The sequence below is a fragment of the Reyranella sp. genome (assembly GCF_004297405.1).
Classification (GTDB): Bacteria; Pseudomonadota; Alphaproteobacteria; order Reyranellales; family Reyranellaceae; genus Reyranella.
Genome location: NZ_SCVC01000031.1, coordinates 99,619 through 126,605 on the forward strand (window position 1 = coordinate 99,619; position 26,987 = coordinate 126,605).

The 26,987-nt window shown below is 65.1% G+C and carries 29 protein-coding genes; 17 read left to right on the forward strand and 12 right to left on the reverse strand.

The window, feature by feature from the left end:
• Positions 1–4 precede the first annotated feature (4 nt).
• The 3 genes from fdhF to EPO50_RS19825 are packed head-to-tail and all read left to right on the forward strand — an operon-like array spanning position 5 to position 3,983.
• Positions 5–2,848: a formate dehydrogenase subunit alpha gene (gene fdhF, locus EPO50_RS19815; protein WP_296346739.1), complete on the forward strand. Its 2,844-nt coding sequence runs from the start codon at positions 5–7 to the stop codon at positions 2,846–2,848.
• A 5-nt stretch (positions 2,849–2,853) separates the two neighbouring features.
• Positions 2,854–3,087, forward strand: a complete 234-nt coding sequence (locus EPO50_RS19820; protein WP_296346740.1) for a formate dehydrogenase subunit delta — start codon at positions 2,854–2,856, stop codon at positions 3,085–3,087.
• Positions 3,084–3,983 carry an NAD-dependent epimerase/dehydratase family protein gene (locus EPO50_RS19825; protein ID WP_296346741.1) on the forward strand — a complete coding sequence of 300 codons (900 nt, stop codon included), beginning with the start codon at positions 3,084–3,086 and terminating at the stop codon, positions 3,981–3,983. The genes EPO50_RS19820 and EPO50_RS19825 overlap by 4 nt, the downstream gene beginning before the upstream one ends.
• On the opposite strand, the gene EPO50_RS19830 is transcribed toward EPO50_RS19825, so the two are convergent.
• Positions 3,980–4,888 (reverse strand): aldo/keto reductase, encoded by a 909-nt coding sequence (locus EPO50_RS19830; protein ID WP_296346742.1) that lies wholly within the window; start codon positions 4,886–4,888, stop codon positions 3,980–3,982. The two genes, EPO50_RS19825 and EPO50_RS19830, sit on opposite strands and share 4 nt — an antisense overlap.
• 15 nt (positions 4,889–4,903) lie before the next feature.
• Positions 4,904–5,500, reverse strand: coding sequence for a DUF3859 domain-containing protein (locus EPO50_RS19835; protein ID WP_296346743.1), 597 nt, complete (start codon positions 5,498–5,500; stop codon positions 4,904–4,906).
• 190 nt (positions 5,501–5,690) lie between these two features.
• On the opposite strand from EPO50_RS19835, the gene EPO50_RS19840 reads away from it, so the two are divergent.
• Positions 5,691–5,894 (forward strand): hypothetical protein, encoded by a 204-nt coding sequence (locus tag EPO50_RS19840; protein ID WP_296346744.1) that lies wholly within the window; start codon positions 5,691–5,693, stop codon positions 5,892–5,894.
• A 69-nt stretch (positions 5,895–5,963) separates the two neighbouring features.
• Positions 5,964–6,521 carry a carboxymuconolactone decarboxylase family protein gene (locus tag EPO50_RS19845; RefSeq protein ID WP_296346745.1) on the forward strand — a complete coding sequence of 186 codons (558 nt, stop codon included), beginning with the start codon at positions 5,964–5,966 and terminating at the stop codon, positions 6,519–6,521.
• A 19-nt stretch (positions 6,522–6,540) separates the two neighbouring features.
• Here EPO50_RS19845 and EPO50_RS19850 read toward each other — a convergent pair whose 3' ends face one another.
• Positions 6,541–7,383 carry a TauD/TfdA family dioxygenase gene (locus EPO50_RS19850; RefSeq protein WP_296346746.1) on the reverse strand — a complete coding sequence of 281 codons (843 nt, stop codon included), beginning with the start codon at positions 7,381–7,383 and terminating at the stop codon, positions 6,541–6,543.
• Positions 7,384–7,477: 94 nt separating this feature from the next.
• On the opposite strand from EPO50_RS19850, the gene EPO50_RS19855 reads away from it, so the two are divergent.
• The 4 genes from EPO50_RS19855 (at position 7,478) to EPO50_RS19870 (ending at position 10,588) form a co-directional block, all read left to right on the forward strand.
• Entirely contained in the window at positions 7,478–8,140 is a 663-nt protein-coding gene (locus EPO50_RS19855) for a TetR/AcrR family transcriptional regulator (protein ID WP_296346747.1), read from the forward strand.
• 298 nt (positions 8,141–8,438) lie between these two features.
• Entirely contained in the window at positions 8,439–8,735 is a 297-nt protein-coding gene (locus EPO50_RS19860) for a hypothetical protein (protein WP_296346748.1), read from the forward strand.
• 1 nt (position 8,736) lies between these two features.
• Positions 8,737–10,275 carry a PepSY domain-containing protein gene (locus EPO50_RS19865; protein WP_296346749.1) on the forward strand — a complete coding sequence of 513 codons (1,539 nt, stop codon included), beginning with the start codon at positions 8,737–8,739 and terminating at the stop codon, positions 10,273–10,275.
• Positions 10,268–10,588, forward strand: a complete 321-nt coding sequence (locus EPO50_RS19870; RefSeq protein ID WP_296346750.1) for a DUF3325 domain-containing protein — start codon at positions 10,268–10,270, stop codon at positions 10,586–10,588. Before EPO50_RS19865 ends, EPO50_RS19870 begins: the two co-directional genes overlap by 8 nt.
• A gap of 71 nt (positions 10,589–10,659) precedes the next feature.
• Here the strand turns inward: EPO50_RS19870 and EPO50_RS19875 are convergent, their stop codons facing one another.
• On the reverse strand, positions 10,660–10,953 hold the full coding sequence (locus EPO50_RS19875) for a hypothetical protein (protein ID WP_296346751.1): 294 nt from the start codon (positions 10,951–10,953) through the stop codon (positions 10,660–10,662).
• On the opposite strand from EPO50_RS19875, the gene exbB reads away from it, so the two are divergent.
• From exbB to EPO50_RS19890, 3 genes are read left to right on the forward strand one after another with little or no spacing between them, the layout of a single operon-like run.
• Positions 10,952–11,572 (forward strand): tonB-system energizer ExbB, encoded by a 621-nt coding sequence (gene exbB, locus EPO50_RS19880; protein ID WP_296346752.1) that lies wholly within the window; start codon positions 10,952–10,954, stop codon positions 11,570–11,572. The genes EPO50_RS19875 and exbB overlap by 2 nt on opposite strands.
• Entirely contained in the window at positions 11,573–11,986 is a 414-nt protein-coding gene (exbD, locus tag EPO50_RS19885) for a TonB system transport protein ExbD (RefSeq protein ID WP_296346753.1), read from the forward strand. It abuts the gene before it with no gap.
• Positions 11,983–12,723 (forward strand): energy transducer TonB, encoded by a 741-nt coding sequence (locus EPO50_RS19890; RefSeq protein ID WP_296346754.1) that lies wholly within the window; start codon positions 11,983–11,985, stop codon positions 12,721–12,723. Before exbD ends, EPO50_RS19890 begins: the two co-directional genes overlap by 4 nt.
• 3 nt (positions 12,724–12,726) lie before the next feature.
• Here EPO50_RS19890 and EPO50_RS19895 read toward each other — a convergent pair whose 3' ends face one another.
• The 3 genes from EPO50_RS19895 to EPO50_RS19905 are packed head-to-tail and all read right to left on the reverse strand — an operon-like array spanning position 12,727 to position 16,708.
• Positions 12,727–14,295, reverse strand: coding sequence for an ABC transporter substrate-binding protein (locus tag EPO50_RS19895; protein WP_296346755.1), 1,569 nt, complete (start codon positions 14,293–14,295; stop codon positions 12,727–12,729).
• A gap of 14 nt (positions 14,296–14,309) precedes the next feature.
• Complete coding sequence (locus tag EPO50_RS19900; protein WP_296346756.1) at positions 14,310–15,386, reverse strand: M14 family metallopeptidase; 1,077 nt, start codon at positions 15,384–15,386, stop codon at positions 14,310–14,312.
• A complete protein-coding gene (locus EPO50_RS19905) occupies positions 15,383–16,708 on the reverse strand; it encodes an FAD-binding oxidoreductase (protein WP_296346757.1) in 1,326 nt (441 codons plus the stop codon). The genes EPO50_RS19900 and EPO50_RS19905 overlap by 4 nt, the downstream gene beginning before the upstream one ends.
• Positions 16,709–16,808: 100 nt before the next feature.
• Here EPO50_RS19905 and EPO50_RS19910 point away from each other — a divergent pair, with 100 nt between their 5' ends.
• Entirely contained in the window at positions 16,809–17,705 is an 897-nt protein-coding gene (locus EPO50_RS19910; protein WP_296346758.1) for a LysR substrate-binding domain-containing protein, read from the forward strand.
• Between the two features lie 4 nt (positions 17,706–17,709).
• On the opposite strand, the gene EPO50_RS19915 is transcribed toward EPO50_RS19910, so the two are convergent.
• The 5 genes from EPO50_RS19915 to EPO50_RS19935 are packed head-to-tail and all read right to left on the reverse strand — an operon-like array spanning position 17,710 to position 22,932.
• Positions 17,710–18,510, reverse strand: coding sequence for an ABC transporter permease (locus tag EPO50_RS19915; RefSeq protein WP_296346759.1), 801 nt, complete (start codon positions 18,508–18,510; stop codon positions 17,710–17,712).
• On the reverse strand, positions 18,507–19,346 hold the full coding sequence (locus EPO50_RS19920; RefSeq protein ID WP_296346760.1) for an ABC transporter permease: 840 nt from the start codon (positions 19,344–19,346) through the stop codon (positions 18,507–18,509). Before EPO50_RS19920 ends, EPO50_RS19915 begins: the two co-directional genes overlap by 4 nt.
• A 1-nt stretch (position 19,347) precedes the next feature.
• Positions 19,348–20,793 carry an amidase gene (locus EPO50_RS19925; protein WP_296346761.1) on the reverse strand — a complete coding sequence of 482 codons (1,446 nt, stop codon included), beginning with the start codon at positions 20,791–20,793 and terminating at the stop codon, positions 19,348–19,350.
• A 10-nt stretch (positions 20,794–20,803) separates the two neighbouring features.
• The gene (locus tag EPO50_RS19930; protein ID WP_296346762.1) at positions 20,804–21,889 is read right to left on the reverse strand and encodes an ABC transporter ATP-binding protein; all 1,086 of its coding nucleotides are present in this window, start codon (positions 21,887–21,889) and stop codon (positions 20,804–20,806) included.
• Positions 21,886–22,932, reverse strand: coding sequence for an extracellular solute-binding protein (locus EPO50_RS19935; protein ID WP_296346763.1), 1,047 nt, complete (start codon positions 22,930–22,932; stop codon positions 21,886–21,888). Before EPO50_RS19935 ends, EPO50_RS19930 begins: the two co-directional genes overlap by 4 nt.
• Before the next feature lie 169 nt (positions 22,933–23,101).
• Here EPO50_RS19935 and EPO50_RS19940 point away from each other — a divergent pair, with 169 nt between their 5' ends.
• The 4 genes from EPO50_RS19940 to EPO50_RS19955 all read left to right on the forward strand — a co-directional run bounded on the left by EPO50_RS19940 (position 23,102) and on the right by EPO50_RS19955 (position 26,970).
• Positions 23,102–24,166: an ABC transporter substrate-binding protein gene (locus EPO50_RS19940; protein WP_296346764.1), complete on the forward strand. Its 1,065-nt coding sequence runs from the start codon at positions 23,102–23,104 to the stop codon at positions 24,164–24,166.
• 6 nt (positions 24,167–24,172) lie between these two features.
• Positions 24,173–25,231, forward strand: a complete 1,059-nt coding sequence (locus EPO50_RS19945) for an ABC transporter ATP-binding protein (RefSeq protein ID WP_296346765.1) — start codon at positions 24,173–24,175, stop codon at positions 25,229–25,231.
• Positions 25,232–25,384: 153 nt separating this feature from the next.
• Positions 25,385–26,194, forward strand: coding sequence for an ABC transporter permease (locus EPO50_RS19950; protein ID WP_296346766.1), 810 nt, complete (start codon positions 25,385–25,387; stop codon positions 26,192–26,194).
• Positions 26,191–26,970, forward strand: coding sequence for an ABC transporter permease (locus EPO50_RS19955; protein WP_296346767.1), 780 nt, complete (start codon positions 26,191–26,193; stop codon positions 26,968–26,970). Before EPO50_RS19950 ends, EPO50_RS19955 begins: the two co-directional genes overlap by 4 nt.
• Positions 26,971–26,987: the final 17 nt, after the last annotated feature.

A 26,987-nucleotide genomic window follows, 5' to 3' on the forward strand; every position in this document is an offset into this window, starting at 1 on the left:
CACTATGTCCCTCGTTCACGAAATCGACTACGGCACGCCGGTCAGTCGCGCCGAAGAGACGGTAAGCCTCACTATCGACGGCCACGCCGTCACCGTGCCGGCCGGCACGTCCATCATGCGCGCCGCCGTTGAAGCGGGCATCCAGGTGCCCAAGCTCTGCGCCACCGACTCCGTCGAAGCCTTCGGCTCCTGCCGGCTATGCCTGGTCGAGATCACCGGCCGCGCCGGGACGCCGGCGTCCTGCACGACACCAGTGGCGGCGGGCATGGTCGTATCGACCCAGACCGAGCGGCTGAAGCAGGTCCGGCGCGGCGTGATGGAACTCTATATCTCCGACCATCCGCTCGACTGCCTGACCTGCGCCGCCAACGGTGATTGCGAGCTGCAGGACATGGCGGGCGCTGTCGGTCTGCGCGAAGTGCGCTACGGCTACGAGGGTGAGAACCACACCAAGCAGACGAAGGACGAGTCGAACCCGTATTTCACGTTCGATCCGTCCAAGTGTATCGTCTGCTCGCGTTGTGTACGCGCCTGCGAGGAAGTGCAGGGCACCTTCGCGCTGACCATCGAAGGCCGCGGCTTCGACTCCAAGGTCTCGTCCGGCGCGGCTGCCGACAATTTCCTGAGTTCCGAATGCGTCTCCTGCGGCGCCTGTGTCCAGGCCTGTCCGACCGCGACGCTGTCGGAAAAGAGCGTGATCGACATCGGCATTCCCGAGCATTCGGTCGTCACGACCTGCGCCTATTGCGGCGTCGGCTGCAGCTTCAAGGCCGAGATGCGCGGCGAAGAGCTGGTGCGCATGGTCCCCTACAAGGACGGCAAGGCCAATCGCGGTCACTCCTGCGTCAAGGGCCGCTTCGCCTGGGGCTATGCCAACCATCGCGAGCGTATCCTGAAGCCGATGGTGCGAGAGACCATCGACCAGCCCTGGCGCGAGGTGAGCTGGGACGAGGCGATCGGCCGGGTCGCGTCGGAGTTCAAGCGCCTGCAGGAGACGCACGGACGCCTGGCGATCGGCGGCATCACCTCCTCGCGTTGCACCAACGAAGAGACCTACCTCGTGCAGAAGCTGGTGCGCGGTGGCTTCGGCAACAACAATGTCGATACCTGCGCCCGCGTCTGCCACTCGCCGACCGGCTTCGGCCTGAGGACCGCCTTCGGCACCTCGGCCGGCACGCAGGATTTCGACTCCGTCGAACAGTCTGACGTCATCCTGGTGATCGGTGCCAACCCGACCGATGCGCATCCGGTCTTCGCCTCCCGCATGAAGAAGCGGCTGCGCCAGGGCGCCCGGCTGATCGTGATCGATCCGCGCCGCACTGACCTCGTGCGCATGCCGCATGTCGCGGCCGACTTTCATCTGCCGCTCCGGCCCGGCACCAATGCCGCGATCCTGAATGCGCTGGCCCATGTCATTGTCACCGAAGGCCTGGTCGACGAAACCTTCGTGCGCACCTTCTGCGACCGCGATGCCTTCGAGTATTGGGCGGCCTTCGTGGCGGAGGAGCGCAACAGCCCCGAGACGGTCGGCTTGATGGCCGGCGTCTCGCCCGAGGCGATCCGTGGCGCCGCCCGGCTCTATGCCGCCGGTCCCAACAGCGCGATCTACTACGGCCTCGGCGTCACCGAGCACAGCCAGGGCACGACCGCCGTCATGGCCATCGCCAACCTCGCGATGGTGACCGGCAATCTCGGTCGGCCGGGCGTGGGCGTGAACCCGCTGCGCGGCCAGAACAATGTCCAGGGCTCCTGCGACATGGGCTCATTCCCGCACGAGCTCAGCGGCTATCGCCACATCTCCGACGATGCGACCCGCACCATGTTCGAGAAGATGTGGGGCCGACCGCTCGACGCCGAGCCCGGCCTGCGCATTCCCAACATGTTCGATGCGGCGATCGACGGCAGCTTCAAGGCCCTCTACGTGCAGGGCGAGGACATCCTGCAGTCCGATCCCAATACGACCCACGTTGCGGCTGCCCTCAAGGCGATGGAATGCGTCGTGGTCCAGGACCTGTTCCTGAACGAGACGGCGAACTACGCGCATGTCTTCCTGCCGGGCTCGACCTTCCTCGAGAAGGACGGGACCTTCACCAACGCCGAGCGCCGCATCAACCGCGTGCGCCGTGTGATGACGCCCAAGAACGGCCTGGCCGACTGGGAGATTACCTTGGCGATCTCCAAGGCCATGGGTTTCGAGATGCCCTATGCGCATCCCTCGGAAATCATGGACGAGATCGCGCGGCTGACGCCGACCTTCGCCGGTGTTTCCTATGCCCTGCTCGACGAGGTGGGCTCGGTCCAATGGCCGTGCAACGAGAAGGCACCGCTCGGCACGCCGGTCATGCATATCGGCGGCTTCGTACGCGGGCGAGGCAACTTCATGATCACCGAGTATGTGCCGACGGACGAGCGCACCGGGCCGCGTTTCCCGCTGCTGCTCACCACCGGCCGCATCCTCTCGCAGTACAATGTCGGCGCCCAGACGCGGCGCACCGACAACATCGTGTGGCATGACGCGGATGTGCTGGAGATCCACCCGCACGACGCCGAACAGCGCGGCGTACGCGACGGTGATTGGGTGAAGCTCGACAGTCGCGCTGGCGGTACGACGCTCCGTGCCCAGATCACCGATCGTGTGGCGCCAGGCGTCGTCTACACGACCTTCCACCACCCCGACACGCAAGCCAATGTCGTGACCACGGAGTTCTCCGACTGGGCGACCAACTGCCCGGAATACAAAGTCACGGCCGTGCAGGTTTCACCCTCCAACGGTCCCAGCGAGTGGCAGCGTGACTACGCGGCGCAGGCGGATCGCAGTAGGCGGATCGCCAAGGTCGCGGCGGAGTAGAAACTATGTCCGCGACAGGGTCGAAAGAGCGGCTGGTGACCATGGCCAACCAGATCGGCCAGTTCTTCGTGCCACAGCGTCAGGGCGATCCGGCTGCGGCCATTGCCGATCATCTTCGGAAGTTCTGGGACCCGCGCATGCGGGCGGCTATCGTCGCGCACCTGGAGGCCGGCGGCGAAGGGCTCGATGGCCCGGTCCGCGAAGCTGTCGGACGATTGAAGGAAACGAGCCGCCCATGAACATCTTCCTCACCGGCGCCACGGGCTATATCGGCGGCACCGTCGCCCATCGTCTCTTGCAGGATGGCCATAAGCTGCGCGGTCTGGTGCGCGATGCCGAGAAGGGCAAGCGCCTCGCGGCCCTCGGCATCGAACCGGTGGCGGGCGGCCTCGACGATGCGGCGATCCTCACCGCCGAAGCGCGCCGTGCAGAGGCGGTGATCAACACGGCGAACAGCGATCATCGCGGCGCCATCGATGCCCTGATCGAAGGCCTCGCCGGCTCGAACAAGCCGTTCCTGCACACCAGCGGCTCCAGCATCGTCGCCGACGAGGCGCATGGTGATAAGGCCTCGGACCGCATCTACGACGAGGAGACGCCGCTCGATCCCGTACCGGGCAAGGTAGCGCGCGTTGCCATCGACAGGGCGATCCGCGACGCCAGCCAGCGAGGCGTGCGCTCGGTCGTTCTCTGCAACACCATGATCTATGGCAACGGCCTCGGCCTGGCGCGCGACAGCGCTCAGATCCCGGGGCTGGCAGCACGAGCGCGCAAGACGGGCGTTGTGCGCCATGTCGGCCAGGGGCTGAACATCTGGTCGAATGTCCATGTCGAGGACGTGGCCGACCTCTACAGCCTCGCGCTCGCCAAGGCGCCGGCCGGGGCTTTCTACTTTGTGGAGAACGGCGAGGCGTCCTATCGCGACATCTGCGTCTCGATCGCCAAGCGCCTCGGCCTCGCAAGTCCGCAAGCCTGGCCCTTCGCCGATGCGGTCAAGGAACTGGGCGAAAGCAGCGCCGCCTACACCTTTGGCTCCAACAGCCGTGTCCGCGGCAAGCGCGCCCGCAGTGAGCTGGGCTGGCAGTCGAAGCACAAGTCGGCGACGACGTGGATCGAGACGGAGCTGCCGCTCTAGGTTGTGATCTCCGCCACCATGCGCTTCAGAAAGGCTGCATCAGGGTAAACGCCGAAGCCCGCCTGCAGGTTGTCCTTCATATGCTCGGGCTTGCTGGTGCCGGGAATCACGCAGGTCACGGCAGGATTGGCCAGCACGAACTTGAGCAGGAGCTGCGCCCAGCTCGTGACGCCGATCTCGCCGGCCCACTCGGGGAGCTTGCGCGGCGAGAGCTTGCGCAGAAGGCCGCCACCGCCGAACGGCTGGTTGACGATCACCGCGATGCCGCGCTCCGCGGCCAGCGGCAGAAGGCGCTGATCCACCGCGCGGTCGTCGAATGCGTAGTTCAACTGCACAAAGTCCCACTTCTCGGCGCGCATCACGCGCTCCAGCTCGTCGTGTGCGCTTTGCGTGTAATGCGTGATGCCGAGATAGCGGATGCGGCCGTCCGCCTTCCAGGCCCGCAAGGTCGGCAGGTGGGCGCGCCAGTCCACCAGATTGTGGATTTGCATCAGGTCGATGCGGTCGGTGCGCAGCAGTCGTAACGACGCCTGCATCTGGGCGATGCCGCTGTCGCGCCCGCTGGTCCAGACCTTGGTGGCGATGAAGGCCTTGCTGCGTGCGTTCGCGGCCGTCAGCAGATCGCCGACCACGGCCTCGGCCGCGCCGTACATCGGCGACGTGTCGATCACCGATCCGCCCGCCTCGAAGAGTAAGCGCAACACTTCGGCGATCGGCACGCGGTCCTCGGGCTTACCACCGACATCGAAGGTGCGCCACGTGCCGACGCCGACGACCGGCAGCAGTTCACCCGAAGAAGGGATCTTGCGGCGATGCATTTGATTACCTGGTTGCGCCGCAACATGGCGGCCGGCAAGCAGGCCGCCACCGGTGAGGCTCAGCAACGCAGAACGTGTCAGCTTCATGGTCCACCTGCGCCGTCAGAGTGCCTGCGAATTGAAGGCTGGTCCATCGAGGCGTGTCATCGCGAAGCAGTTGAGGCGGCCATCGCCGGAGAGTGCCGGCTCATTGTTGTCGCGTACGACCATAAAACGTTGCTGGGTGAGTAACCGATCTCCTTCGAAGAGTTCGAAGATCCAGGGGCCGGGCATGAACTCCCAATCCTCTTCGAAGCCGTAGCCGGTGAACTGGGCAACGCCAACGGTTGCGCCGATCACCCTTTCATACGAGGTGACTTCCTTGGATGTGCGAGGAGGCTTTACCGGCACTGGAAAATGAGTGACCAGCCTCAGGGTCACGAGCGTGCCATCCACCGGGCCGTCGAGACGATAGCGAAAGCCGAACCACAGGTTTCGCCGCGCCGGTATCGTTGTCGTGCTGAGGATGTGACAGAGATTCGACACCGTCGTTGTCATCACGCCGCTCGGCTGTCGCGACCTCTCGCCGGTGTCGAGCGTGTAGATGCCGCGTTCCACGATCGTCGCTGTCAGCGGATCTGCAGCACTGACAGTCGAGATGCAGGACAGCAGCGCCAGAAGCGCGAGAGTGGCTGTTCGAAGCAGTGCCGTGCGTGTCATCGAGACGTCATCATTCCTATGGCTTGGCCATGTTGGCAACGGGGAGAAGCGTTGTCGCCATATTGATGCCGTACGCGAGAGGTCTTCTATCACTCGCCGCAGGTTCGACAGCATCAACCATTGTCATGGCGCGCTGTCGACACCATGTGGGAGTGGCCACAGACACTTCAGCCCCAAGGGAGACCGTGCCATGCCCGAACCCTTCGTCGTCGAAATCTGGGGTCAACCTGCGGGCATCGTCCTGAAGGAAGGCAACGCTTTCCGCTTCCATGCTTATGCGCGTCCTTTCTTTCAGCTCGACGGTGCGCAGTTCAGCACCCCGGGTCAGGCCAAGCTTGCCGCAGCGCGGCTACAGCCGCCACAGCCGCCGCGCGAAAGTCCTCGCGCCGAGTGACGTCTTTCACCTTGTCGGTCGAACGGCGTGGCGTTAGTCCACGTCCAGACCTGCAAGGAGAAAGACCCGGTGATCAAGCGCAAGCAACGAATTCCCCTGCGTGACCTCGCGACCCTGAAGGCCGAGGAACGCGAGGCCGTCGAAAAGAACGCCATGAATGGCCAGGTGTTCAACATCTTCAAGGTGTTGGCGCACCACCCCAACCTCACCAAGCGCTGGACGCCGTTCGCCGGCCACATCCTCTCCAAGCAGACCCTGCCGTTCCGTGACCGCGAGCTCTTGATCCTGCGCATCGGCTGGCTGAACCAGGCCGAATACGAGTTCGCCCAGCACGAGCTGATCGCCAAGCGTGGCGGCGTGAGTGATGCCGACGTCGCGAACATCAAGGAAGGTCCGAAGGCCAGGGGCTGGAACGAGCACGAGGCAGCGCTGATGCAGCTCGCCGACGATCTCTACGAAAACTCCGTCGCCTCCGACGCGACCTGGGCCACGCTCTCGAAGACCTATTCGACGGAGCAGCTCATGGACGCGGTCTTCACGGTCGGCCAGTACAATCTCGTCTCCTGGGCGCTGAACAGCTTCGGCGTGCCGCTCGACGATTTCCTGCCGGGCGCCCAGAAGAAGTGAGGAACTAGGGCAGTTCCCCTCAGACGAGGGGAACGCCATCCAGCGTGATGCGGTGCATCAGGCGCCGCTCACCTTGGTAGTCGTTGATCGCGAGATGCCAGGTGGCTCGATTGTCCCAGAAGGCAATCGAGCCTTCGCGCCACTGGAAGCGCGTTTGGAACTGCGGCTGCGCGGCGTGGGCGTAGAGATAGTCCAGCAGCGGCTTGCTCTCCTGCGCCGTCCAGCCTTCGAAATGCGTTGTGAATCCCGGATTGACGTAGAGCGTCTTGCGCTGGGTCCCGGGATGCCGGATCACCACTGGATGGATCGCATCCTGGGTCGCGAGTTCGGCGTTGCCGATGCGGCCCACGGTATCGCGCGCATACTGTGCCGTTGCGCCGAACACATGCCGGCTCGAATGTACGGCGCGCATTCCTTCCAGCGTGCGCTTCAATCCATCGGACAGCGCTTCGTAGGCCAGCGCCATGCTGGCGAACATGGTGTCACCACCGCGCGGCGGGACTTCGCGCGCCAGCAGGACCGACCCCAGCGCCGGCACCTGATCGTAGCTGTGATCGGTATGCCAGCCGCCGCCGATGTTGCGCTTCTGGTCGGGCTCCTTGCGAACCTCGGCGATCTCGGGGTGACCCTCAACCGCCTTGAAGAACCGGTTGATGTTGATCGGCGCGATGCTTCCGGCGAAGGCGATGTGCTGCTCGGGCGTGAGCTTCTGGTCGCGAAAGAAGATGACGCCGTGTTCAAAGAGCGCGCCACGGATTTCGTCGGCTTCCGACGGCGTCAGCGGCTTGGCCAGATCGACGCCCAGGATTTCCGCACCCACCGCCCCGGATGTCGGGCGTACGTCGAAATGGGAATTGCGCATTTGCTTTCCTCCGGTGAAATTCTTATAACTAGAATTATAATTCTAGTTTTGATTGTCTGGCAAGTGCGTCCAACGCAAGGGTGGGGTTCCGGAGATGCTGGACGAGCAGTTGATCGCCGAGGCGAAGGTGCCGGGGCTGCGGCCGACCCAGCAGCAACGCAGCCGCGCGCTCGTCGTCAGGCTGATGAACGAGGGGCTGGCGCTCCTGGAGGAGCACGATTTCGACGGCCTCTCGGTCGAGGCGTTGTGCGCGCGCTGCGGGACGACAGTCGGCTCATTTTATGCCCGCTTCGAGAGCAAGGACGCCTTCGTCGATACCCTGCAGCGGCTAGTGGTCGAGGATCGCCGGCGCGAGCTGGCCGCTCGCTACGGATCGGATCGCATCCCGCGCGATGACCTCGTCCAGCTCCTGAACTGGATCACCAAGGGCGGCATCATCTGGCTGAAACGGCATCACGGCCTCGTCCGGGCATCGCTGCGCCGCGCCGGCAGCGATCTTGGAAGCTGGACGCCGATGCGCGAACTCGGCCGTATCCAGGTCGAATATGCCCTGCCCATGATCGTGGATTTGCTCGGCGGAAGGTCGACGCCGGACCTCGAGCAGCGAATCCGGTTCGCCTTCCAGATCATGTACGGCACCCTGAACAACATGATCCTGATTGATCCAGGGCCGCTCACCCTCCAGGACGCTGCGACGCCGCGCCTGCTGGCGACGGCCATGCACCGGCTGATTGAACCCGACTCCGGCCACCCCTGAAGCCGCTTGGCAGGCTTGGTGCCCTGACTGGGCATGATTTGTAATTGCGAATTACTCGCAATTAACGTAGACCAGCTATGTCATTTCGACAGCGCATAAGTGACGCAGGTCACTGTAAATCGGCGCCCTCCAATCGTCTTTGAGACAGGAACCCTCGTTGCCCAGGTTCTTGATGCCTGACTCAGAAGAGAGACTGTCTATTGCCTCCGTTCCTGCCGTTCCACGGAGCAGTGTCGATCTTGCTGGTCGGAGCTGGCTGCGGCGACGTGCGATCGTTCGCTGAACGACGGTAGCTGTCGTGCGCCAGCAAAGCCTCAGGATCGTCCTTCGCCTGCTCGCCGCCATCGGCGGCGGCTATGCCGTTGCCGCAGGTCTCGCGGCGCTGACGGCTGTGATCCTGTTCGTGACCGGCGGCTTGCCGCGCAGCGAGGCCGTGATCCTCGCCTCGATGCTGGCCTTCATTTTCTATCTCGCGCTCCTCCTCTGGGCCTTTGCCGAGCGATCCCTGTTGAGACTCTGCTCGATGCTCGTCGCCGCGGGCGTCGTCTCTTGGGGCGCTGCCATCGGCTTGATGCGTCTGGTCGGCGGAAGCTGACATGGAGCCGACCTTCCGGGCCTCGATGAACTGGCTGCACACCTGGACCGGTGTGGTCCTGGGTGGCCTGCTGTTCGCGATCTTCTGGATGGGCACGCTCTCCGTGTTCGATCGCGAGATCGATCGCTGGATGGCGCCGGCGACACGCCTCGTCGTGCCAGACGACAGTCTCCCCGCAGAGAAGTTCCGCCCAGCCATCGAAGCCGCTGCCGCCGCCGGGGCGACGATGTGGACGATCGTGTTCCCGGAAGAGCGCCAGCCGGTCTATCGCGAGAACTATCGCAGCAAGGACGGCTTTGTCCTGCGTTTCCTCGATCCCGTAACTGGGGCCGCCTTGCCAGACCCCGGAACCCTGGCTGGCACACGGTTCATCTTCCCCTTCCACTACAGTCTTAATCTCAGAGTCTGGGACATCGGCTACTGGCTGGTCGGTATCGCCGGCATGGCGATGCTCGTGCTCTGCGTTTCGGGCGTGGTGATCCATCGCAAGATCTTCACCGAGTTCTTCACCTTCAGGGCCGAGAAGAAGCCGCGCCGGCTGATCCTCGACCTCCACAATGTCACCGGCGTGCTCGGCCTGCCGTTTCACTTCATGATCTCGCTCTCCGGCCTGATCATCTTCTTCTCGATCTATTTTCCGTCGGTCTGGCAGCTCCCCTTCGATGGCAAGCGCGAGCTGTTCAATCGCGAGACCTGGGGCAACTACAGTCGGCCGAAGGCAGATCAGGCGGCACCTCTTGCGTCTCTCGATGACATGGTTGCCGAGGCGCGACGTCTCTGGGCGGGTGAGGAGCCGTTCTACATGCGCGTCACCAACCCCGGTGATGCCGCCGCAGTCGTCCAGATTGGCCGGTCCTATCGGGATGTCGTAACCATGCGCGTCGAAACCCTCTTCTTCGACGCGCCGAGCGGCACTCTCCTGAGCCGCTTCGAAACAGCGCCCGTGGTGACCGCGCAGCGTTTCATCTCTGGCCTGCACTTCATCCAGTTCCAGCACTGGACCTTACGGTGGATCTATTTCGCACTGGGTCTTGTCGGCTGTGTGCTGATCGCCACCGGCTATCTCTTCTGGCTGGAATCACGCCGTCGCAAACACACCCAGCTCGGCTTGCGTGGTGTGTCGATCGTCGACGGCCTGACGATCGGCAGCGTCACCGGCATCATCGCCGCCACGCTTTCCTTCTTTGTCGCCAACCGGCTGCTTCCCGCCGATGCGACAGTCCTGGGCGCAGGCCGTGCTTCGCTCGAAATGTGGGTCTTCTACCTCGTGTGGCTCGCTACCTTCGCCCATGCCTGGATGCGTCCGCATCGTGCCTGGATCGAGCAATGCTGGGCGATTGCCGCGCTTGCCGTTGCAGCCGTCGTGCTGAACGGGATCACCACGGGTGATCACCTCGGACGCAGTCTCCTTGATAGCCGTCTTCAGGCTGTCGGCGGCATGGACCTGCTGCTGCTGATCGGCGCTGCCGTGGCCGCTTTGACGGCGTTGAAGCTCGAATATCGCAAGCCTGACCCGGTGAGAGCGCGACAGCATGCCTGATTACGTTTTTCTGATGCTCCTGGTCACCGTGACCTATTTAGGGTTCGCCCTGCTGGCGCTCAGCCAGGATCGGCATTGGCATCATCTCGGTGGCGCCTATCACTGTCCGAAGCGGGTATTGGTGCTGCTGCGCAGTGTGGGCTACGCCCTGCTCGTAGCGGCGCTGGTCCTGGCAGTGGGACATGAGGGCGCGGGCTTCGGCTCGCTGCTCTGGGCTACGATGCTCAGCATTGGTGCCGTAGCTGTGGTCTGTACGTTGACTTGGCGTGCCCGGTGGCTGCGTCCGTTGGCGCGTCTCTTCCATCATATCTAAGGCTGGCTTCATCACATGCGCGTTTCTCGTCTGCTTGCCGTTCTGATCTTCCTGCCGACGCTCGCCTTGGCTCAAACGACGCCGCCGCCGGCTGCAACGCCTCCGACGTCGACCCCGTCGACTTCCACGCCACCTGCCGCCACGCCTCCTGCGACTACATCTCCTGCGACCACACCTCCTGCGACCACACCTCCTGCAACTACACCTCCCGCGACCACGCCTTCGGCTACCACGCCTCCCGGCGCCCCTCCTGCTTCTTCGACGGAGACGCCGCCGGTTGCCGCGCCACCTGTCGCATCGCCCACAGCTTCTCCCGTTCCTGCCGCCGCGGCAGCGCTGCCGCGCGATCTGTCGGTGCTGGGCATGTTCCTCGCTGCCGATTGGGTGGTGCAGGCTGTGATGATCGGCCTGGTCATTGCCTCCGTGCTGACGTGGACGGTGTTCCTCGCCAAGAGCTTCGAGCTTGCCGCCGCGCACCGACGGCAGACGCGCGTCCTTGCCGCCATCGACAGTGCGCCGTCGCTCGATGCGGCACCTGTCAACGATCTCGTCGCAGCCGCGCAGACCGAACGCAAGCTCAGCGCCGACTCGAAGGATGACCGCGATGGCTTGAAGGAACGCATCGCATCACGGCTGGAGCGGCTGGAAGCGGCGACGGGGCGTCGTATGCTGAAGGGCACGGGCGTCCTGGCGACCATCGGAGCGACCTCGCCGTTCGTGGGGTTGTTCGGCACGGTGTGGGGGATCATGAATTCCTTCATCGGTATTTCGAAGTCGCAGACCACGAATCTCGCCGTCGTGGCCCCCGGCATCGCGGAGGCCCTGCTGGCGACGGCGCTGGGGCTTGCCGCTGCCATTCCGGCGGTCGTGATCTATAACCACTTCTCCCGGCGCATCGCCGCCTACCGCGCCCTGGTGGGCGACACATCGGCTGCCGTTCTCCGCCTCGTGTCGCGGGACGTCGGCAAGTCAGGGGCGAAGTAAATGTCGGTCAAGCTGGATCATGGTTCGGACGAACTCGCGGAAAACCACGAGATCAATGTCACGCCTTTCATCGACGTCATGCTGGTGCTGCTCATTATCTTCATGGTGGCGGCGCCTCTTGCCACGGTCGACGTGCCGGTCGATCTGCCGCTCTCGACGGCCGAGCGACAGCAGAAACCCGACACGCCGCTCTATCTCACGTTGAAAACAGACCTCTCCTTCGTGCTGAAGGAGCAGCCTGTGAATCGTGAGGAGCTGGCCAAGGCGCTGGACGAGGCGACGGGCGGCAAGAAGGACGAGCGCATCTTCCTGCGCGCCGACAAGACCGTGCCCTATGGCGAGCTGATGCAGGCCATGAATGTCCTGCGCTCGGCGGGCTATCTGAAGGTTGCTCTGGTCGGATTGGAGCAATGAGGGAGAGTCTGCGCTGGGGTGCCTCGTTTGCCTTCGTGCTGGCCCTGCACGCCGGCGCGGTCGGCATTGCGCTCGGCTGGACGCATTCAGAGGTGCCATTCGCCCCGCCGCCGGCAGCCATAATGGTGGAGATGGCGCCGCTGCCCGCGGCGCCGGAGGCCACGCCCAACGAGGCGCCGCCGGGCCCCGAGCTCAGCGAAGTCATACCGGAGCCCGAACCGCCTCCGCCGGTCGAGATGCCACCGCCGGTGATGGCCGAGGTGACGCTGCCCGATCCCGAGCCGCCACCGCCGGTCGATCTCAAGCCGCCGCCGCCCAAGCCGCCGGAAAAGAAGGTCGAGAAGAAGCCGCCGCAGCCCAAGGTCTCCGCCCCGCAGGCCGCGCCGCAGCAGGCGGCGGTTGCGGCCGCACCCATGGCCGGTGCGACGCCCGAACCGCCATCCGCGACTTTGCCGACCTGGAAGGGGCTGCTGCTGCGCCACCTCGAGCGACACAAGCGCTATCCCTCCGAGGCGCAGCGCGCGCGACAGGAAGGCGTGACCTATGTGCGTTTCACCATGAGCCGCGATGGCCGCGTGCTTGCCGCCCGGCTCGAGCGCGCCTCTGGCGTCTCGTCCCTCGACCAGGAAGGGCTGGAACTCCTGCAGCGCGCCCAACCCCTGCCGCCGTTGCCCTCCGATCAACCAGGCGAAAGCCTGGAGATCGTCGTGCCGATTCAGTTCTTCCTGAGGCGCTGACGCTCAGCGCTTCGTCACTTCGACGTTCCAGAAGGCGGTGGTCGAAGGTGGGCGAAGCCAGCCCTTGGTACGCGAGCTGACGGCCGAGGCGCTGTACCATTCCCCCAGCGGATAATGCGTGCCGAGTTCCATGGCGCGCGCCTGGATCTGCTCGGCGATCGCCTTGCGCTTGGCGGCGTCGGGTTCGAGGGCGAAGGCGTTGCGCAGTTCCTCGATCTTGGCGTCGCATGACCAGCCGGCCGACGCCTTGTCACACGCCGAGTTGAGGAACAGCGACGTGACCGGATTCACCACGTCGAGCACGCCGGTGCTGGAGAGTGTGACGTTCCAGCCGCGATCCTCGGGCGGCTCCTTGCGCATCACGCGAGAAAGGTGGGTCTGCCAATCGGCCGGCCGCATGTCGACCTTGAAGCCAACTCTCTCGAGCTGTGCCTTGGCGACGGGCGCGAGGTTGGCGAGCGAGGCGAGATCGCTCACCTGCAGGAGCACGATCGGGCGTCCGTCGTAGCCGGCCTCCTTGAGCAGTGCCTTGGCCTTGTCGACATTGCCTTCGAGCAGGCCATTGGTGCCGGCCTCGGTGGCGAGAGGCGTGCCGCAGCCAAAGTAGGTCTTGCAGAGGCGCCAGAACTTCGGATCGCCGACGGCTGCGTCCAGATAGCCTTTCTGATCGATCGCATAGCCCAGCGCGAGGCGCATCCGCGGATCGTTGAACGGCGGATGGAGCCAGTTGGGCCGCAGCGCGTACTGGCTGGCATAGGCGCCGCGCTGGACATCGATGCCCTTGCGCTTCTCGACCAGCGGCAGCAGGTCGTGCGCCACCGATTCGAGCGCATCGACTTCGCCATTCTCCAGCGCATTCACGGCGGTCTGCGGATCGGCGATCGACGTCCATTCGACCCGGTCGAGCTTGACGACCTTGCCGCCGGCGAAGTTCGCGGGCGGCTCGGCGCGTGGGACATACTTTGGATTCTTCACATAGACGACCTTGTCGCCGGGTCGCCATTCGTCGGCCTTGAAGATGAAGGGACCCGAGCCGGTGGGGTCCTTGAGCTGCTGCGTGGCCGGCGCCTCGGCGATGCGCTTGGGCATCATGAATGGCACGATGCCGGCGGGCTTGGCGAGCGAGTCGAGCACCAGACCATAAGGCTGGCTCAGCTCCATCCGGATCGTCTTGGCGTCAGGCGCGGAAAGCTCCTTCACATGCGCCATCAGCTTGATGCCCATGACGTCGCGGCTGCCCCAGCGCTTCAGCGAGGCGATGCAATCCTCCGCCGTCACCGGCGCGCCATCGTGCCAGGAAAGACCATCGCGCAAAGTGAAGCTGTAGACCAGGCCCGCAGGATCGACGGTCCAGGCGCCGACCATCTGCGGCTGCGGCTTGAGATCGCCATCGAGGCCGAACAGCGTATCGTAAACCATGTAGCCGTGCGTGCGGCTGATCTGTGCCGATGCCCAGATCGGATCGAGGACCTTGAGGTCGGAATGCATCACGATCTTGAGCGTCGATTGCGCGGACACAGGTGCTGCAAGCAACAGGCCGGCAAGCGCGCCGAGCAGAGAGCGTAGCTTCATTGTGTTTCCTCTCGTTATTGTTCGGCCGCCAGGCCGTTGATCGTCTGCAGGGCGAAGGCGCGGAACTGGCCGAGGACCATGCCCTTCCAGTCGTCGGCATCGACGTAGAAGGCATTGCGCACGGCACGGCGGATCTCGGCGGACGTCGCGGCCGATGCATCGGGATGGCCTGCGAGCCAGGCTTCACCGCGCAACGCGCGCCGCACTTGCGGCGAGGGCAGGGTGCCGTATTCGAGGGTCGACGGGGTGATCGCGACGCCGGGACACTCCTCCGGCGCGCAGCCGGTGATATGACCCATGGTGCGCGGCGAGACCGACTCGGTGGCCGTGCTGACGATCAGGTCGCGGCCCCACCAGGCGAGCGCGCGGGCGAGCGTCGCTTCGGAATGGCGGCCGAAGATCTTCTCACCATGGCCGTAGGGTCCCAACCCGGTATGCACGTCTATCCAGGCGATGTGCCGGCGGTTGGCGCCCTGCCTGCGCACGATCCCGCGGATGGTGTGGTTGCTCCAAGCTGGTGCCGTGCCGCTATAGAAGAGGCCGTCGGGATGCCTGGCCTGTCCGCTGGAAATGCCGGGCGCGCGTTGGTCGGCGAGGCGAGCCATGGTGGCAGTGAGCTGGTTCTCGTTCTCCGAACTCGGCGGCCAAGCGGCGGGCACGAGCAGATCATGGATCTCCTCGTAGACTGGATTGTCGGGATAGGGCGCCGAGAAGTCGTTGAAGTTGCGGTTGAGGTCGATGTTGTCCTCGTTGGTCCGCTTCAAGTGCGAGAAGCCGAACGGATTGACCGCATGGATCAAGAGCAGGGCGATGCCGCGATCATTTGCGCGGTGGGCAAGCTCGTCGTTCAGCAGCGAAAGTTGGCAGGCCGAACCCGAGAAGCCTTCGGGTCCGTGCGTGCCCGAACTCACGATGAACAGCTTGTCGGCGTCGGCGGCACCCAGCAACGCGGTGTCGGTGCCAATCTCCTCTCCCTCGGCGCCCTTCAGCGGATGCACATGTGAATCGACAGTTGCGCCTGCCTTGTGCGCAGCGTCGAGGAAGCGTTGTCGCGCCTCGCGATAGGTGGCCGAGAAGAAGGTCGCGCTCATCTGATTTTCTCGTCGAAATAATCCAGGGCCCGAAAGGCACCGCCGATCACTGGCAGGAACCAGGGCTTGCCGGAATAGAGCGGAATCGGCGGCAGCGCAGCATCGGCGAAGGGCAGTTTTCCGCGCAGGCGGCCGGCGATCGACCGGCCGATGGCGTCGCCCAGGAACGGCATCATCGACACGCCCGAGCCGTTGCAGCCCACCACGAAGTGCAGCCCGTCGAGTTCGCCCGCATGCGGCAAGGCGTCGTAGGTGAAGGCGACGTTGCCTTGCCAGGTGTGCGTCACCTTGATGTCGGCCAGTTCCGGTAGGCGCTCGACCAGGGCCCGATGCAGGAGTTGGGCGCGCATCTCACCGGGAATCTCGGTGAAGCGGGCGCGGCCGCCGAAGATCACGCGCTTGCCGTCGGGCGAGAGCCGGTAATAGTGCAGCACGCGGCGCGTCTCGGAGAAGGTCCGCCCCTTGGGGCAGATCTTCGCCGCGAGGCCGGGCGGCAACTCCTCGGTGGCGATGATGTGGCTGGCGATCGGCACCAGCCGGCGCTGCAGCGTCGGCGTCAGGCCGCCCGTATAGCCGTTGGTCGCGACCACGACATGGCGCGCGCGGACTTCGCCCGCTTCAGTCTTGACCCGCCAGCCCTCGCCATCGCGGCTGAGTCCGGTGGCGCGGCAGCCGCCGGCCAGGGTGATCGAGTTGCGCCGCCGCGCCGCCGCCAGGAGCCCGCCGTAGAACAGGGCGGGATGCAGCTTGCCCGCGGTCTCGAAGACCATGCCGCCATGATAGAAGTCGCTGCCGATTTCCTGGCGCTGCTCCTCGCGGCTGATCAGCTTGCAGTCCATGGCGCCGCCCGAACGCAGCTTCTCGAAGCGCGTGCGCAGTCCTTCATAGTGCGAAGCGGCGCAGGCCCCGAGGAAGCGACCGCGCTGCTCCAGGTGGCAGTCGATCTTCTCCTGCTCGACGAGATCGATCAGTCCTCGATACGCATCGATCGCCCAGCCGACGACGTCGCGCACCAGCTCCGGCGCATAGTCGAGCGTTCGTCCGGTGAAGCTCTTGCCGATCGACAGCCCGGCGCTCAGCGCGCCGCCGCTGCGGGTCGAGGCGCCGGTGCCGAATTCACCGGCCTCCAGCACCAGGCTCTGCACACCGCCGTCGGCGAGGGCGCGCGCCGTGGCGAGGCCGGCATAGCCGCCGCCGACCACCACCACATCGGTCTTGGCCGGCAGCGTCGTCGTCGGAATGGCCTGCGGACGGAACGCCTCCCACCAGTAGGGCTCTTCCTTGAAGTCGCTGCTGAAGATTGATTGATCAATGGAAGGCATGAACACGCCCTTGTCTAAAATGCCGATGCAGTGGACTTTTGGCTTGTCGCCCTACAGGGTCAAAGTCATTGTCGACCGACTCAAATTCCCTGGAGTTATGATGATCACGTCGCGCCAGCTCGAAGCCTTTCGGGCGATCATGTCCCACGGCACGGTGACGGCGGCGGCCGAACGGCTGGGCGTGTCGCAGCCCGCGGTGAGCAAGATCCTCGCCGGGCTGGAGCATGAGATCGGCTATCCGTTGTTCACGCGCATCAAGCGTCGCCTGGCGCCAACCAGTGAAGCGCGCCTGCTCGAAGCCGAAGTGACGCGCCTCTATCACAGCCTCGAACGGGTGACGGAGGTGGCGCGCGAAATCCGCGAGCGGCAGGTCGGCGATCTCCTGATCTACTCGACGCCGGCGTTCGGCCGCACCGTCTTGCCCGACGTCCTGGCGACCTTCGTGAAGCGGCACGCCAAGGCGCACATCGTCTTCCACGTCCGCAGTTCGACCTACATCAATCAGAAGATGATCGACCAGCAGATCGACCTGGGCTTCTCCATGATGCCGTTCGAGCATCCCTCGATGGTCACCGAGGAGTTGAGCCGCGCCACGGCAGTCTGCGTGCTGCCGGGCGATCATCGGCTGGCGCGACGCAAGGTGATCCGTCCGGCCGACCTGCGCGGCGAACGCTTCCTGTCCTTTCCGCTCGATGGCCGCATGCGCCATCTGATTGATGCCGTGTTCGAGCAGGAGCGCATCGAGCGGCGTCTGCAGATCGACGTCTATTCCTCGGCCGATGCCTGTGCGCTGGCGGCCCGCGGGCTCGGTGTTTCGATCGTCGAGCCCTTCACCGCGCGCGACTATCTCAGCGAAGGCATTGCCGTCGTGCCCTTCGAACCCAGGATCCGCTACCTGTTCCGTGCCATGCGGCCGCGCTATCGCAAGCCGTCGCGTCTGGCCGACGCTTTCCTCGACACCATGAGGACACACCTGAAAGCGAAAGGCTGGGCCTGATCGGCTAGGCCGGATCATGCGCCACGAAGAATTCGAGCCCGATCAGCCGTTCCAGCAGCATCACGACCAGCAGCGTCACCGCGACCGTCACCGTCGAGATCGCCGCCAGCACCGGTGACGCATTCTCCTGGATGAAAGCATAGATCTGCACCGGCAGGGTCGTGACCTGCGGTCCGGTGAGGAACATCGTCACCGTCACCTCGTCGAACGAGATGATGAAGGAGAAGAGCAGCGCCGTGACGATGCCGGATCTCGCCAGCGGCAAGGCGATGCCCAGCGCAATCCGGCGTTCGTCGGCGCCCAGCAGAGAGGCGGCCTCCACGATCTCGCTGTCGATGCGCTGCAAGGCGACCATGATCGGCCGCCAGGCAAAGGGCAGGGTGCAGACGACATGGGCGACGACGATGCCACTTGCCGTGCCGAGATGACCGCTGAGCGCCAGCACGTTCACCAGCGCAACACCCAGTGCCGCATGCGGGAAGAACAGCGGCGACATGACGATGAGCTCGAAGGTCGCCAACCAGCGCGGTCTCAACCGATGGCAGGCATAGGCGCCCGCAAAGGCAATGGCCGTCACCGTCACGGCGACGATCGCGGCGATGCCAAGGCTGGTGAGGAACGAATCGATCCAGCGCGGATCGGTGGCGGCTTCGGCGTACCAGCGCAGGCTGAGTTCGCCCGGCGGGAAGCGCAGATAGCCAGCCGCGGCAAAGGAGGTCGCGCCGATCACGACAATGGGCGCCGGCAGGAAGAACAGCAGCGCCAGGGAGCCCGCGCGGCCGAGCTTGATCAGAGGCGCATTCATTTGTCGGCTTTCGGTACGAGTGCGGCTTCGACGGTGCGCAGCAGCACCAGGCCGAGCCCGCTCAGGATCAGCAGGCAGAGCGCCCAGGCGGACGCCTTGCTCATGTTGAAGTTGTAGACGACCTCTTGATAAATCTGCGTGCCGGCCATCTTCTGGCGGATGCCGCCCAGCAGGATCGGCGTCACGATGGCACCCATCGAGGTCAGGAAGGTAATGCTGATGCCGGTGAATACGCCGGGCAGCGACAGCGGCAGCACGACCCTGCGCCAGGTTTCGAGCGCGCCGGCGCCTAGTGACTCGCTCGCCTCCTCCAGCCGGTTGTCGATCTGCAGCAGCACCGACAAGGTGGCGATGACGGAGAACGGCATCAGCACATGGGTGAGGCCGATCACCACGCCGAGATCGTTGAAGATCAGTGGCAGCGGCGACTGGATGACGCCGGCCCAGCGCAGCGCTTCGTTGAGGAAGCCCTTGGGCCCCAGGATGACCAGCCAGCCATAGGTGCGCACGACCAGGCTGACGAGCCATGGCACCAGCACCACGACCAGCAGTAAGTTGCGCCACTTGGGAAGACGCCAGAGCAGCCAGGCGATGGGATAGGCGAGCAATGCCGACGTCAGCGACACGATGGCCGCGATCGACACGGTGCGCAGAAAGACTTCGTGATAGTCGGCGCGATCGAGGATCTGCTTGAAGTAAGCGAGCGAGAACCCGTCCTTGGTCCAGAAGGCGTGCAGGAAGAGGAGCGCCACCGCCCCCAGGAAGAGCGCGAGGACCAGCACCGCTGGCAGCAGCAGCCAGCCCAGGCCCCTGGGCGTTGCAGTGGCGCCACGCATCTCAGGCGCCCGCTGCGAAGCCCGGCGGGAACTCGGCCGATGCGCCGGTCTCGGCGTCGAACGCCTCGGCGAGTCGGATGAGATGCGCTTCCTCATACCATGGCGCCACGAAGTGGATGCCGATCGGCAGGCCCGCCCTGGAGCGGCCGAACGGGATCGAGATCGCCGGATGGCCCGTCATGTTGAAGGGGATCGTGTAGGTGTACCAGGCGGCGCGCAGGTCACCGAGCGGCTTGCCGTCGACGACCAGCGGCTTGAACTGGTCCTGCGTGGCGAGCGGCGCCGGCGTCGCCACAGTTGGCGTCAGCAGAAGGTCGGCATCGGCGAACAGACGCTGCACCGACTTGTAGGCCGTGGTCCGGTCGGCCAGCGCACGACGCAGCATCACCGCGTCGACCGCATCGCCTTCGTCCAGCGTCTTGGCAAAGGAGGGATCGAGCTCGTCGCGCCGGTTCTTGAGGATGTCGGCGAAGCGCTCGATCTGGTTGGCGCGCAGGACGATGCGCGCCACGTCGAGCTTCCAGTCGACTTCGCGGCCATCCATTTCCTTGATGTGCGCACCCTGCTTGTCGAGAAAGGCGAGGGCCGCGTCGAGGCGCGCTTCGGTATCGGGATCGAGATAGCCGCCGGTCATGCGGCGGATCACGGTGACGCGCTTGCCGGCGATCGGATGCTCGCCCGTATTCTCGGGCCAGGCGAAGGGCGTGCGGCCGATGGCGGCGGTCCAGGGGTCGTCGCGATGGCCGCGCGACATCGACGCCAGGCCCGCGCCGAGATCGGTCGGGTGGCGCGCCATCACGCCGAGATAGGTGAGCTGACCGAACTGGTCGGGCGGAACTTCGTGCGGCACGCGGCCAACCGTGGCCTTGAGGCCGTAGATACCGCAGCAGGCGGCCGGAATGCGGCCCGAGCCCGCGCCGTCGGTCGACATGGCAATGGGGCCGAGACCCAGGGCGATGGAAACGGCCGCACCGCCGCTCGATCCACCCGACGTGTGCTCGCGATTCCATGGATTGCGCGTGACGCCGTGCAGACGGCTGTCGGTCAGAACCTTGTGACCGAACTCCGGCGTCGTGGTCTTGGCGAACAGCACGGCATCGGCGGCGCGCCACTGGGCGATCGCGTCGGCGTCGATGGTCGGAACATTGTCCTTCATGGTGAGCGAGGCGAAGGCCGTCCGCAGCCCCTTGGTCAGGATCAGGTCCTTGGCGGAGACGGGTACGCCCGCCAGCTTGCCGAAGCCGGTGCCGCGCTTGCGCCGGGCATCGAGCGCATCGGCCGCAGCGCGCGCGCCTTCGGCATCGAGAGTTGCGATCGGGTTGAAGGGTTCGGCCTTCTTGGTGCGCTCCAGCACCCCCTCGATGAGGTCGCGTGCCGAGACTTTGCCTGAGGTGAAAGCCTCGACATGCTGGGCGACAGTACGGCCGGCGAAATCCTTGGCGGACATGGTTCTTCTTTCAGGTTGAGACGAAGACGGTGAGCGTGTCGGAAGGCACGGCGACACGCACCGTCTTTCCCTCCGCGAGTTCCGCGGCCTGTGGGGCGCCGGCCATCATCAGCGCCGTGAGTGGCCCCAACGGCGTATCGAGCATCGCCTTCACCGTGGGGCCAAGGCGGTGGAGCACATCGATGCGCGCCTCGAGCGCGAGCCCATTGTTGGTATCGTTGGCGATCGTGACGGCTTCCGGTCGACAGGCGATCTGGCAGGCAGCGCCTGCCGCCGGCTGTCCGACAATGGCCGAAGGCGGCAGGTCGAAGCGATGATGGCCGAGGTCGACCGACACCGACGTGCCGGTCACCGTCGCGATGCGGCCTTCGAGCATGTTGATGTCGCCCACGAAGCGCGCGACGAAAGGCGATGCCGGCCGGCGATAGATTTCGCCCGGGCTGCCGACCTGGCGTACGCGGCCGCCTTCCATGACGACGATCGTGTCGGACAGCAAGGTCGCTTCTTCCTGGTCGTGCGTGACGAAGACGAAGGTGGTCGCGAGCTGGCGCTGGATCGCCTTCAGCTCGACCTGCAACTGACGGCGGAGCTGCAGATCGAGGGCGGAGAGGGGCTCGTCGAGCAGCAGGATCGCGGGCTCCAGGGCCAGCGACCGCGCCAGCGCCACGCGCTGCTTCTGGCCGCCGGAGAGTTGGCCGATGCGGCGGCGCTCGAAGCCCGCCAGCCCAACCAGACCCAGGAAACGCTCGACCTTGGTGGCGATCTCGGCCGTCGGCGCACCACGGACCTTGAGGCCGTAGGCGACATTTTCGAAGACGTCGAGGTGCGGAAACAGGGCGAGGTTCTGGAAGACCATGCCGATCGGCCGGCGCCGCGGCGTCACGCCCTGCATTGGTGCACCATCGATGGCGATGGTGCCACGGCTCGCCTCAAGGAAGCCCGCGATCAGACGCAGCAACGTCGTCTTACCGCAGCCCGAGGGACCGAGCAGGGTCACGAAGCTGCCCCCCTCGATCACGAGGTCGACGTTGCTGAGGACCGTCGTGGCGCCGAATTCCTTTCCGACGCCCGCGACCGTGATTGTGCCTCGCCTCACTTCTGGACGCCGGACAGCAGCTTCTCGGCGCGATCGACGCGCGCCTCGTTGTGGTCGACGACGACGCTCCAATCCGGCGAATAGAGGCTCTTCACGATGTCCTCGTAGGGCCGGCCCAGGGTCTTCTGCAGCTCTTCGGGCAGCTTGACCTTGGAGTTCATCGGCAACCAGCCGTCGAGCAGCGCGGCGCGCAGCTGCGGCTCGGCGCCGGCGATATAGTTCATCCAGACCAGCGCCTTGTCCTGGTGCTTGGCGCCCTTCGGGACCACCACGACATAGGGCAGCATCAGGACGCCTTCCTTCGGCATCACGATGTCGACATTGGCGGCGCCCTGGCGGCGCAAGGCCCAGACACGCGAGGCATAGAAGGGAACGGCGGCGACTTCGCCGCGGGTCAGCAGCGTGTTCATATGCGCCAGCGAGGTGTAGGTCGCCAGCACGTTGGGCACGATGCGCTCCAGCAGCTTGAAGCCCGGATCGATGTCCTTCTCGCTGCCGCCCATGGCCTTGGCCATGATCACCGCGTCATAGGGCGCGAGATAGACCGGCCGCGTCACGGAGAGCTTGCCCTTCCACTTGGCGTCGGCCAGCCCTTGCCAGGAGGCGAAGTCCTCGGCCTTGGCCAGGTCGGTGTTGTAGGCGATCCCGTAGTAGGTGAAGTAGACCGGCAGGCCGACGTGGCGCCCCTTCTTGTCCTTGGTGAGGAACTTGGGATCAACATCGCCGATACCCGGGAGCTGCTTGTCGTCGAAGGTCTCGATCAGGCCTGCGTTGGAAAGGGCAATCGCCTCGAAGTAGGTGACCAGCGCCAGATTGTACTGGCTGGCCGCTGCCGGCGAGCGCAGGCCGCCGGCCGGATTCGGCACTTCCACCATCTTGATGGTGAACTTCTCGGCCGGCGAGAACTGCTTGATGAAGGCCTCGCGCCAGGTGTTGGCGCCGCCGCCGCCCCACACCGCCATGGTGAGTTCCTGTGCCGCGGCACTTCCCGCGACGCACACCATGGCGGCGGCGCAAGCCAGCGCCTTCAATCGGTTCATCATCGTTTGCCCCCTTCACAACCCCTGTTGTTTCAACGTTAGGCGGGTCTGGCGATGACGGAGAAATTCATTCGTCCTCCATGGTTATTCCAGAAAGTTATGAGCATGGAAGTTGCTCACTTCGGAAGGCGCTCCTACAGTCGTGTGGAGAAAACGAAACAGGGGGTCTGTCATGGACATCAAGCGTCCGCACCGCCGTCACGTTCTTTCGCTTGTGGGAGGCGCCGCAGCCGTCGGCGTATCGGGCCGGGCGTTCGCCCAGGCAGAGCCGCCCAAGCCCACTCAAATCGTGGTCAATCATTCCGGCGGGTCGATGGGCACCGCCATGCGCAAGGCCTTCTTCAACGGCTTCGAGAAGAAGTACGGGATCAGGGTCGTCGAAACGAGCCCGGTCGATTTCGGCAAGCTGCGCGCCATGGTCGACTCCGGCAATGTCGAATGGGACCTGACAGAGATCGGCGGCCAGGATGCCATCCGCGCCTCCAAGCTGAACCTGCTCGACAAGGTCGATCCCAAGGTGGTCGACCGCTCCAAGTATCCGCCGACGGCGCAGAATCCCAATGTCTTCGCCTCGTCGGTCTATACGACGATCATCGGTTACCGCACCGACGTCTTCAAAGGCGGCACGCATCCCAAGAGCTGGGCGGAATGGTGGGACGTCAAGAAGTTCCCCGGCGCGCGTTCCATGCGCAACCATCCGACCGACAATCTCGAATTCGCGCTGATTGCTGACGGTGTCCCGAAGGACAAGGTCTATCCGATCGACTTCGATCGTGCCTTCAAGAAGCTCGACCAGATCAAGCCGCATGTGACGGCATGGTGGTCGACCGGCCAGCAGCCGGCGCAGCTCCTGCTCGACAAGGAGGTCGTGTTGGCGACCGGCTGGAACGGCCGCTTCTACGACGTGATCAAGAAGGGTGGACCGATCGAGATCGAATGGAACGAGGGTGCCTTGAAGCAGGGCAGCTTCGCCATCCCGCGCGGTGCCAAGAACCCCTACTGGGCCAACAAGATGCTGGCCGAGCTGGCGGTCCCGCAGCAGCAGGCGGTCTATGCCTCGGAGCTGGGTTATCCCGGCCTCAATCTCGAGTCGCTGAACTTCGTCGACGCCAAGGTGAAGCCCTATCTGCCGACCGCGTATCTCGACAAGCAGTTCTGGATCAGTGACGAGTGGTATGCCGAGAACGGCGCCAAGGCGCAGGAACTATGGAATGCCTGGATGCTGAAGAAGGCGTAACCGGCGTTGCGTACAGGTAAGGGGGCGGGTGAGGGATCGGCCGAACTCCTGATCGAAGGGGTGGCCAAGCGCTTCGGCGATGTCGTGGCGCTTGATCATGTCTCGCTGCAGGTGGCGCAGGGCGAGCTGCTGACCATCCTGGGCCCCAGCGGCTCCGGCAAGACGACCCTGCTGAAGGTCGTCGCCGGCTTCGAGACGCCCGATGCCGGACGTGTAACGGTCGGCGGTGCGAACATCACTGCCCTGCCGCCGGCCAAGCGCGACATCGGCATGGTGTTCCAGAATTACGCGCTCTTTCCGCATCTCTCGGTGAAGGCCAACGTGGCCTTTCCGCTGGAGATGCGGAACGTCGGCAGGGCCGAGATCGACCGCAGGGTCGGCGAGGCTTTGGCGATGGTCGAGCTTGCGGGCTACGAGGCGCGTCTGCCCAAGCAGCTTTCCGGCGGTCAGCAGCAGCGAGTCGCTCTCGCCCGCGCCATCGTCTTCAATCCGCGGCTGCTGCTGCTCGACGAGCCGTTCGGCGCGCTCGACCGCAAACTGCGCGAGACCATGCAGCTCGAGGTGCGCCGCCTGCAGCGCAGGCTCGGGCTCACCACCATCTTCATCACCCACGACCAGGAAGAGGCGCTGGTACTTTCCGACCGAATCGCGGTGATGAACAAGGGCGCAATCCAGCAGATCGCGACGACGACGGAGATCTACGAGCGTCCGGCCAACGATTTCGTCGCCGACTTCGTGGGCGAGAGTAACATCCTGCACGGCACGATGAGCGCGCCCGGCCTCGTCGCCTTGCCCGACGGCCGCAAGCTCATGGTCGACAGCGAAGCGGCGCCCGGTGCCAAGGTCGGCGTGCTGATGCGGCCGGAGCGTTTCGCGCCCGGCGGCATCAACGAGTTCACCGGCGAGATCGTCGAGGCGGTCTATCTCGGCACCACGTTCAAGTTGCGGCTGGCCTGTGAGGGCGGGCAGGAGCTGCTGGTCCGCCAGCCGGCGCGCGGCCCGCTGCCCGCCGCTGGCACGACGATCACCGTCGGCATCGATCCGGAAGCGATCCATGTTTTCTAGGCCGAGAGGAAAGAGAAAACCTCATCCTGAGGAGGCCCGAAGGGCCGTCTCGAAGGATGGGAACGAGCACCACGCCTGTTGCCCATCCTTCGAGACGCGCCGCTGCGCCGCGCTCCTCAGGATGAGGTCGTCTGTTGGGGGACACTCGCGGCGATGACAACCCGTGCAGCCTGGCCGGCGCTGCCGGCCCTGATCTTGCTGCTGGTCTTCTTCCTGTTTCCCGTCGTGCGCATGCTGGGCTTCAGCGTCGAGGCGGGCACGCTCGACTGGTACGCTAAGGCGCTGGGCGAGGGGCTTTACCTGCGCGTCTTCTGGAACACCTTCGAGATCGCCCTGCTGGTGACGCTCTTCTGCCTGCTGCTGGGCTATCCGCTGGGCTTCCTGATGGCCACCACGACGCCGGGTTGGGCGACCTTCGGATTCATCTGCGTCCTGCTGCCGCTTTGGACGTCGGTCCTGGTGCGCACCTATGCCTGGATGGTGCTGCTAGGCCGCAACGGTGTGCTGAACCGCACACTGATGGAGTCCGGCCTCACGACGGATCCGCTGCCGCTCCTGCACAACTTCACCGGCGTGCTGATCGGCATGGTGCATGTGCTGCTGCCCTACATGGTGCTGCCGATCTATGGCGCCGTGCGCCGCGTCGATCCGGCGATCCCGGCGGCGGCGGCCGGCCTTGGCGCTTCAAGTGCGCGCATCTTCTGGCGCATCTACCTGCCGCTCACCTTGAACGGCATCTTCGCCGGCAGCGTCCTGGTGTTCGTGCTGTCGCTGGGCTTCTTCATCACGCCGGCGCTGCTGGGCGGCGGCCGGGTGATGATGATCGCGGTCCTGATCGAGCAGCAGGTGCGCGAGACGTTGAACTGGCCTTTTGCCGCGGCGCTTTCGGCGGTGCTGCTGGTCTTCACCTTCGCCGTCTACGCAGTGGCGCAGCGCTTTACGCAGTCGGAGGCGACGAGATGAGCCGCCGTCTCCTCGTCGCGGTCTGCGCGTTGATCTACTTCTTCCTGATGCTGCCGTTGCTGGTGGTGTTCCCGATCTCACTCTCCTCGGCACCTTACATGCAGTTCCCGCCGCCGGGCTTTTCCTGGCAGTGGTACGAACGCTATCTCGACGATCCGCAATGGATCGACGCGACGTGGCGCTCGCTCTATATCGGCGGCGCGACCTCGGTGCTGGCGTTGCTGCTGGGTGTGCCACTAGCCTTCAGCCTGGTGCGTGCGCGCTTCTGGGGCCGGGCGCTCCTCGATCGCCTGGCGCTGGCGCCCATCATCGTGCCGACCATCATCCTCTCGGTCGCGATCTACGGCCTGTTCGCCAAGCTGAAGCTGATCGGCACCTGGTACGGGCTGGTGGTGGCGCACACGGTCCTGGCGCTGCCCTTCGTGGTGCTGGTGATCGCCGCCGGCCTGCGCGACTTCGACCGCTCGCTGGAACAGGCCGCCGAAGGGCTGGGCGCGTCGCGCTGGAAGACGCTGGCGCGCATCACCCTGCCGTTGCTGCGGCCGAGCCTCGTCTCGGCCGGATTGCTCGCCTTCATCTCGTCCTTCGACGAGGTTGTGGTGGCGCTGTTCCTGGCGGGTGCGAACATGACGCTGCCCAAGAAGATGTTCGACAACATCATGATGGAGATCGATCCGACCATCGCCGCTGTTTCGGTGATGCAGATCCTGCTGGTGTCGGTGGTGCTGGTCCTGATCGGCCGCTTCGGCCGGGGCCTCAGGGACAGCGCGCGTTAGCGGCGTGCGCGTGAGGA

Excerpts from the sequence above, each read along its gene's own strand:
- EPO50_RS19905 (WP_296346757.1), bottom strand. The coding sequence starts at position 16,708 with ATGCCTTCCATTGATCAATCAATCTTCAGCAGCGACTTCAAGGAAGAG.
- EPO50_RS19915 (WP_296346759.1), bottom strand. The coding sequence starts at position 18,510 with ATGAATGCGCCTCTGATCAAGCTCGGCCGCGCGGGCTCCCTGGCGCTG.
- EPO50_RS19840 (WP_296346744.1), top strand. The coding sequence starts at position 5,691 with ATGCCCGAACCCTTCGTCGTCGAAATCTGGGGTCAACCTGCGGGCATC.
- EPO50_RS19910 (WP_296346758.1), top strand. The coding sequence starts at position 16,809 with ATGATCACGTCGCGCCAGCTCGAAGCCTTTCGGGCGATCATGTCCCAC.
- EPO50_RS19900 (WP_296346756.1), bottom strand. The coding sequence starts at position 15,386 with ATGAGCGCGACCTTCTTCTCGGCCACCTATCGCGAGGCGCGACAACGC.
- EPO50_RS19950 (WP_296346766.1), top strand. The coding sequence starts at position 25,385 with ATGACAACCCGTGCAGCCTGGCCGGCGCTGCCGGCCCTGATCTTGCTG.
- EPO50_RS19835 (WP_296346743.1), bottom strand. The coding sequence starts at position 5,500 with ATGACACGCACGGCACTGCTTCGAACAGCCACTCTCGCGCTTCTGGCG.
- EPO50_RS19855 (WP_296346747.1), top strand. The coding sequence starts at position 7,478 with ATGCTGGACGAGCAGTTGATCGCCGAGGCGAAGGTGCCGGGGCTGCGG.
- EPO50_RS19830 (WP_296346742.1), bottom strand. The coding sequence starts at position 4,888 with ATGAAGCTGACACGTTCTGCGTTGCTGAGCCTCACCGGTGGCGGCCTG.
- EPO50_RS19825 (WP_296346741.1), top strand. The coding sequence starts at position 3,084 with ATGAACATCTTCCTCACCGGCGCCACGGGCTATATCGGCGGCACCGTC.
- EPO50_RS19890 (WP_296346754.1), top strand. The coding sequence starts at position 11,983 with ATGAGGGAGAGTCTGCGCTGGGGTGCCTCGTTTGCCTTCGTGCTGGCC.
- EPO50_RS19895 (WP_296346755.1), bottom strand. The coding sequence starts at position 14,295 with ATGAAGCTACGCTCTCTGCTCGGCGCGCTTGCCGGCCTGTTGCTTGCA.
- EPO50_RS19875 (WP_296346751.1), bottom strand. The coding sequence starts at position 10,953 with ATGCCCAGCACCGACAGATCGCGCGGCAGCGCTGCCGCGGCGGCAGGA.
- EPO50_RS19820 (WP_296346740.1), top strand. The coding sequence starts at position 2,854 with ATGTCCGCGACAGGGTCGAAAGAGCGGCTGGTGACCATGGCCAACCAG.
- fdhF (WP_296346739.1), top strand. The coding sequence starts at position 5 with ATGTCCCTCGTTCACGAAATCGACTACGGCACGCCGGTCAGTCGCGCC.
- EPO50_RS19920 (WP_296346760.1), bottom strand. The coding sequence starts at position 19,346 with ATGCGTGGCGCCACTGCAACGCCCAGGGGCCTGGGCTGGCTGCTGCTG.
- EPO50_RS19850 (WP_296346746.1), bottom strand. The coding sequence starts at position 7,383 with ATGCGCAATTCCCATTTCGACGTACGCCCGACATCCGGGGCGGTGGGT.
- EPO50_RS19935 (WP_296346763.1), bottom strand. The coding sequence starts at position 22,932 with ATGATGAACCGATTGAAGGCGCTGGCTTGCGCCGCCGCCATGGTGTGC.
- EPO50_RS19865 (WP_296346749.1), top strand. The coding sequence starts at position 8,737 with ATGGAGCCGACCTTCCGGGCCTCGATGAACTGGCTGCACACCTGGACC.
- EPO50_RS19955 (WP_296346767.1), top strand. The coding sequence starts at position 26,191 with ATGAGCCGCCGTCTCCTCGTCGCGGTCTGCGCGTTGATCTACTTCTTC.
- exbD (WP_296346753.1), top strand. The coding sequence starts at position 11,573 with ATGTCGGTCAAGCTGGATCATGGTTCGGACGAACTCGCGGAAAACCAC.
- exbB (WP_296346752.1), top strand. The coding sequence starts at position 10,952 with ATGTTCCTCGCTGCCGATTGGGTGGTGCAGGCTGTGATGATCGGCCTG.
- EPO50_RS19940 (WP_296346764.1), top strand. The coding sequence starts at position 23,102 with ATGGACATCAAGCGTCCGCACCGCCGTCACGTTCTTTCGCTTGTGGGA.
- EPO50_RS19925 (WP_296346761.1), bottom strand. The coding sequence starts at position 20,793 with ATGTCCGCCAAGGATTTCGCCGGCCGTACTGTCGCCCAGCATGTCGAG.
- EPO50_RS19870 (WP_296346750.1), top strand. The coding sequence starts at position 10,268 with ATGCCTGATTACGTTTTTCTGATGCTCCTGGTCACCGTGACCTATTTA.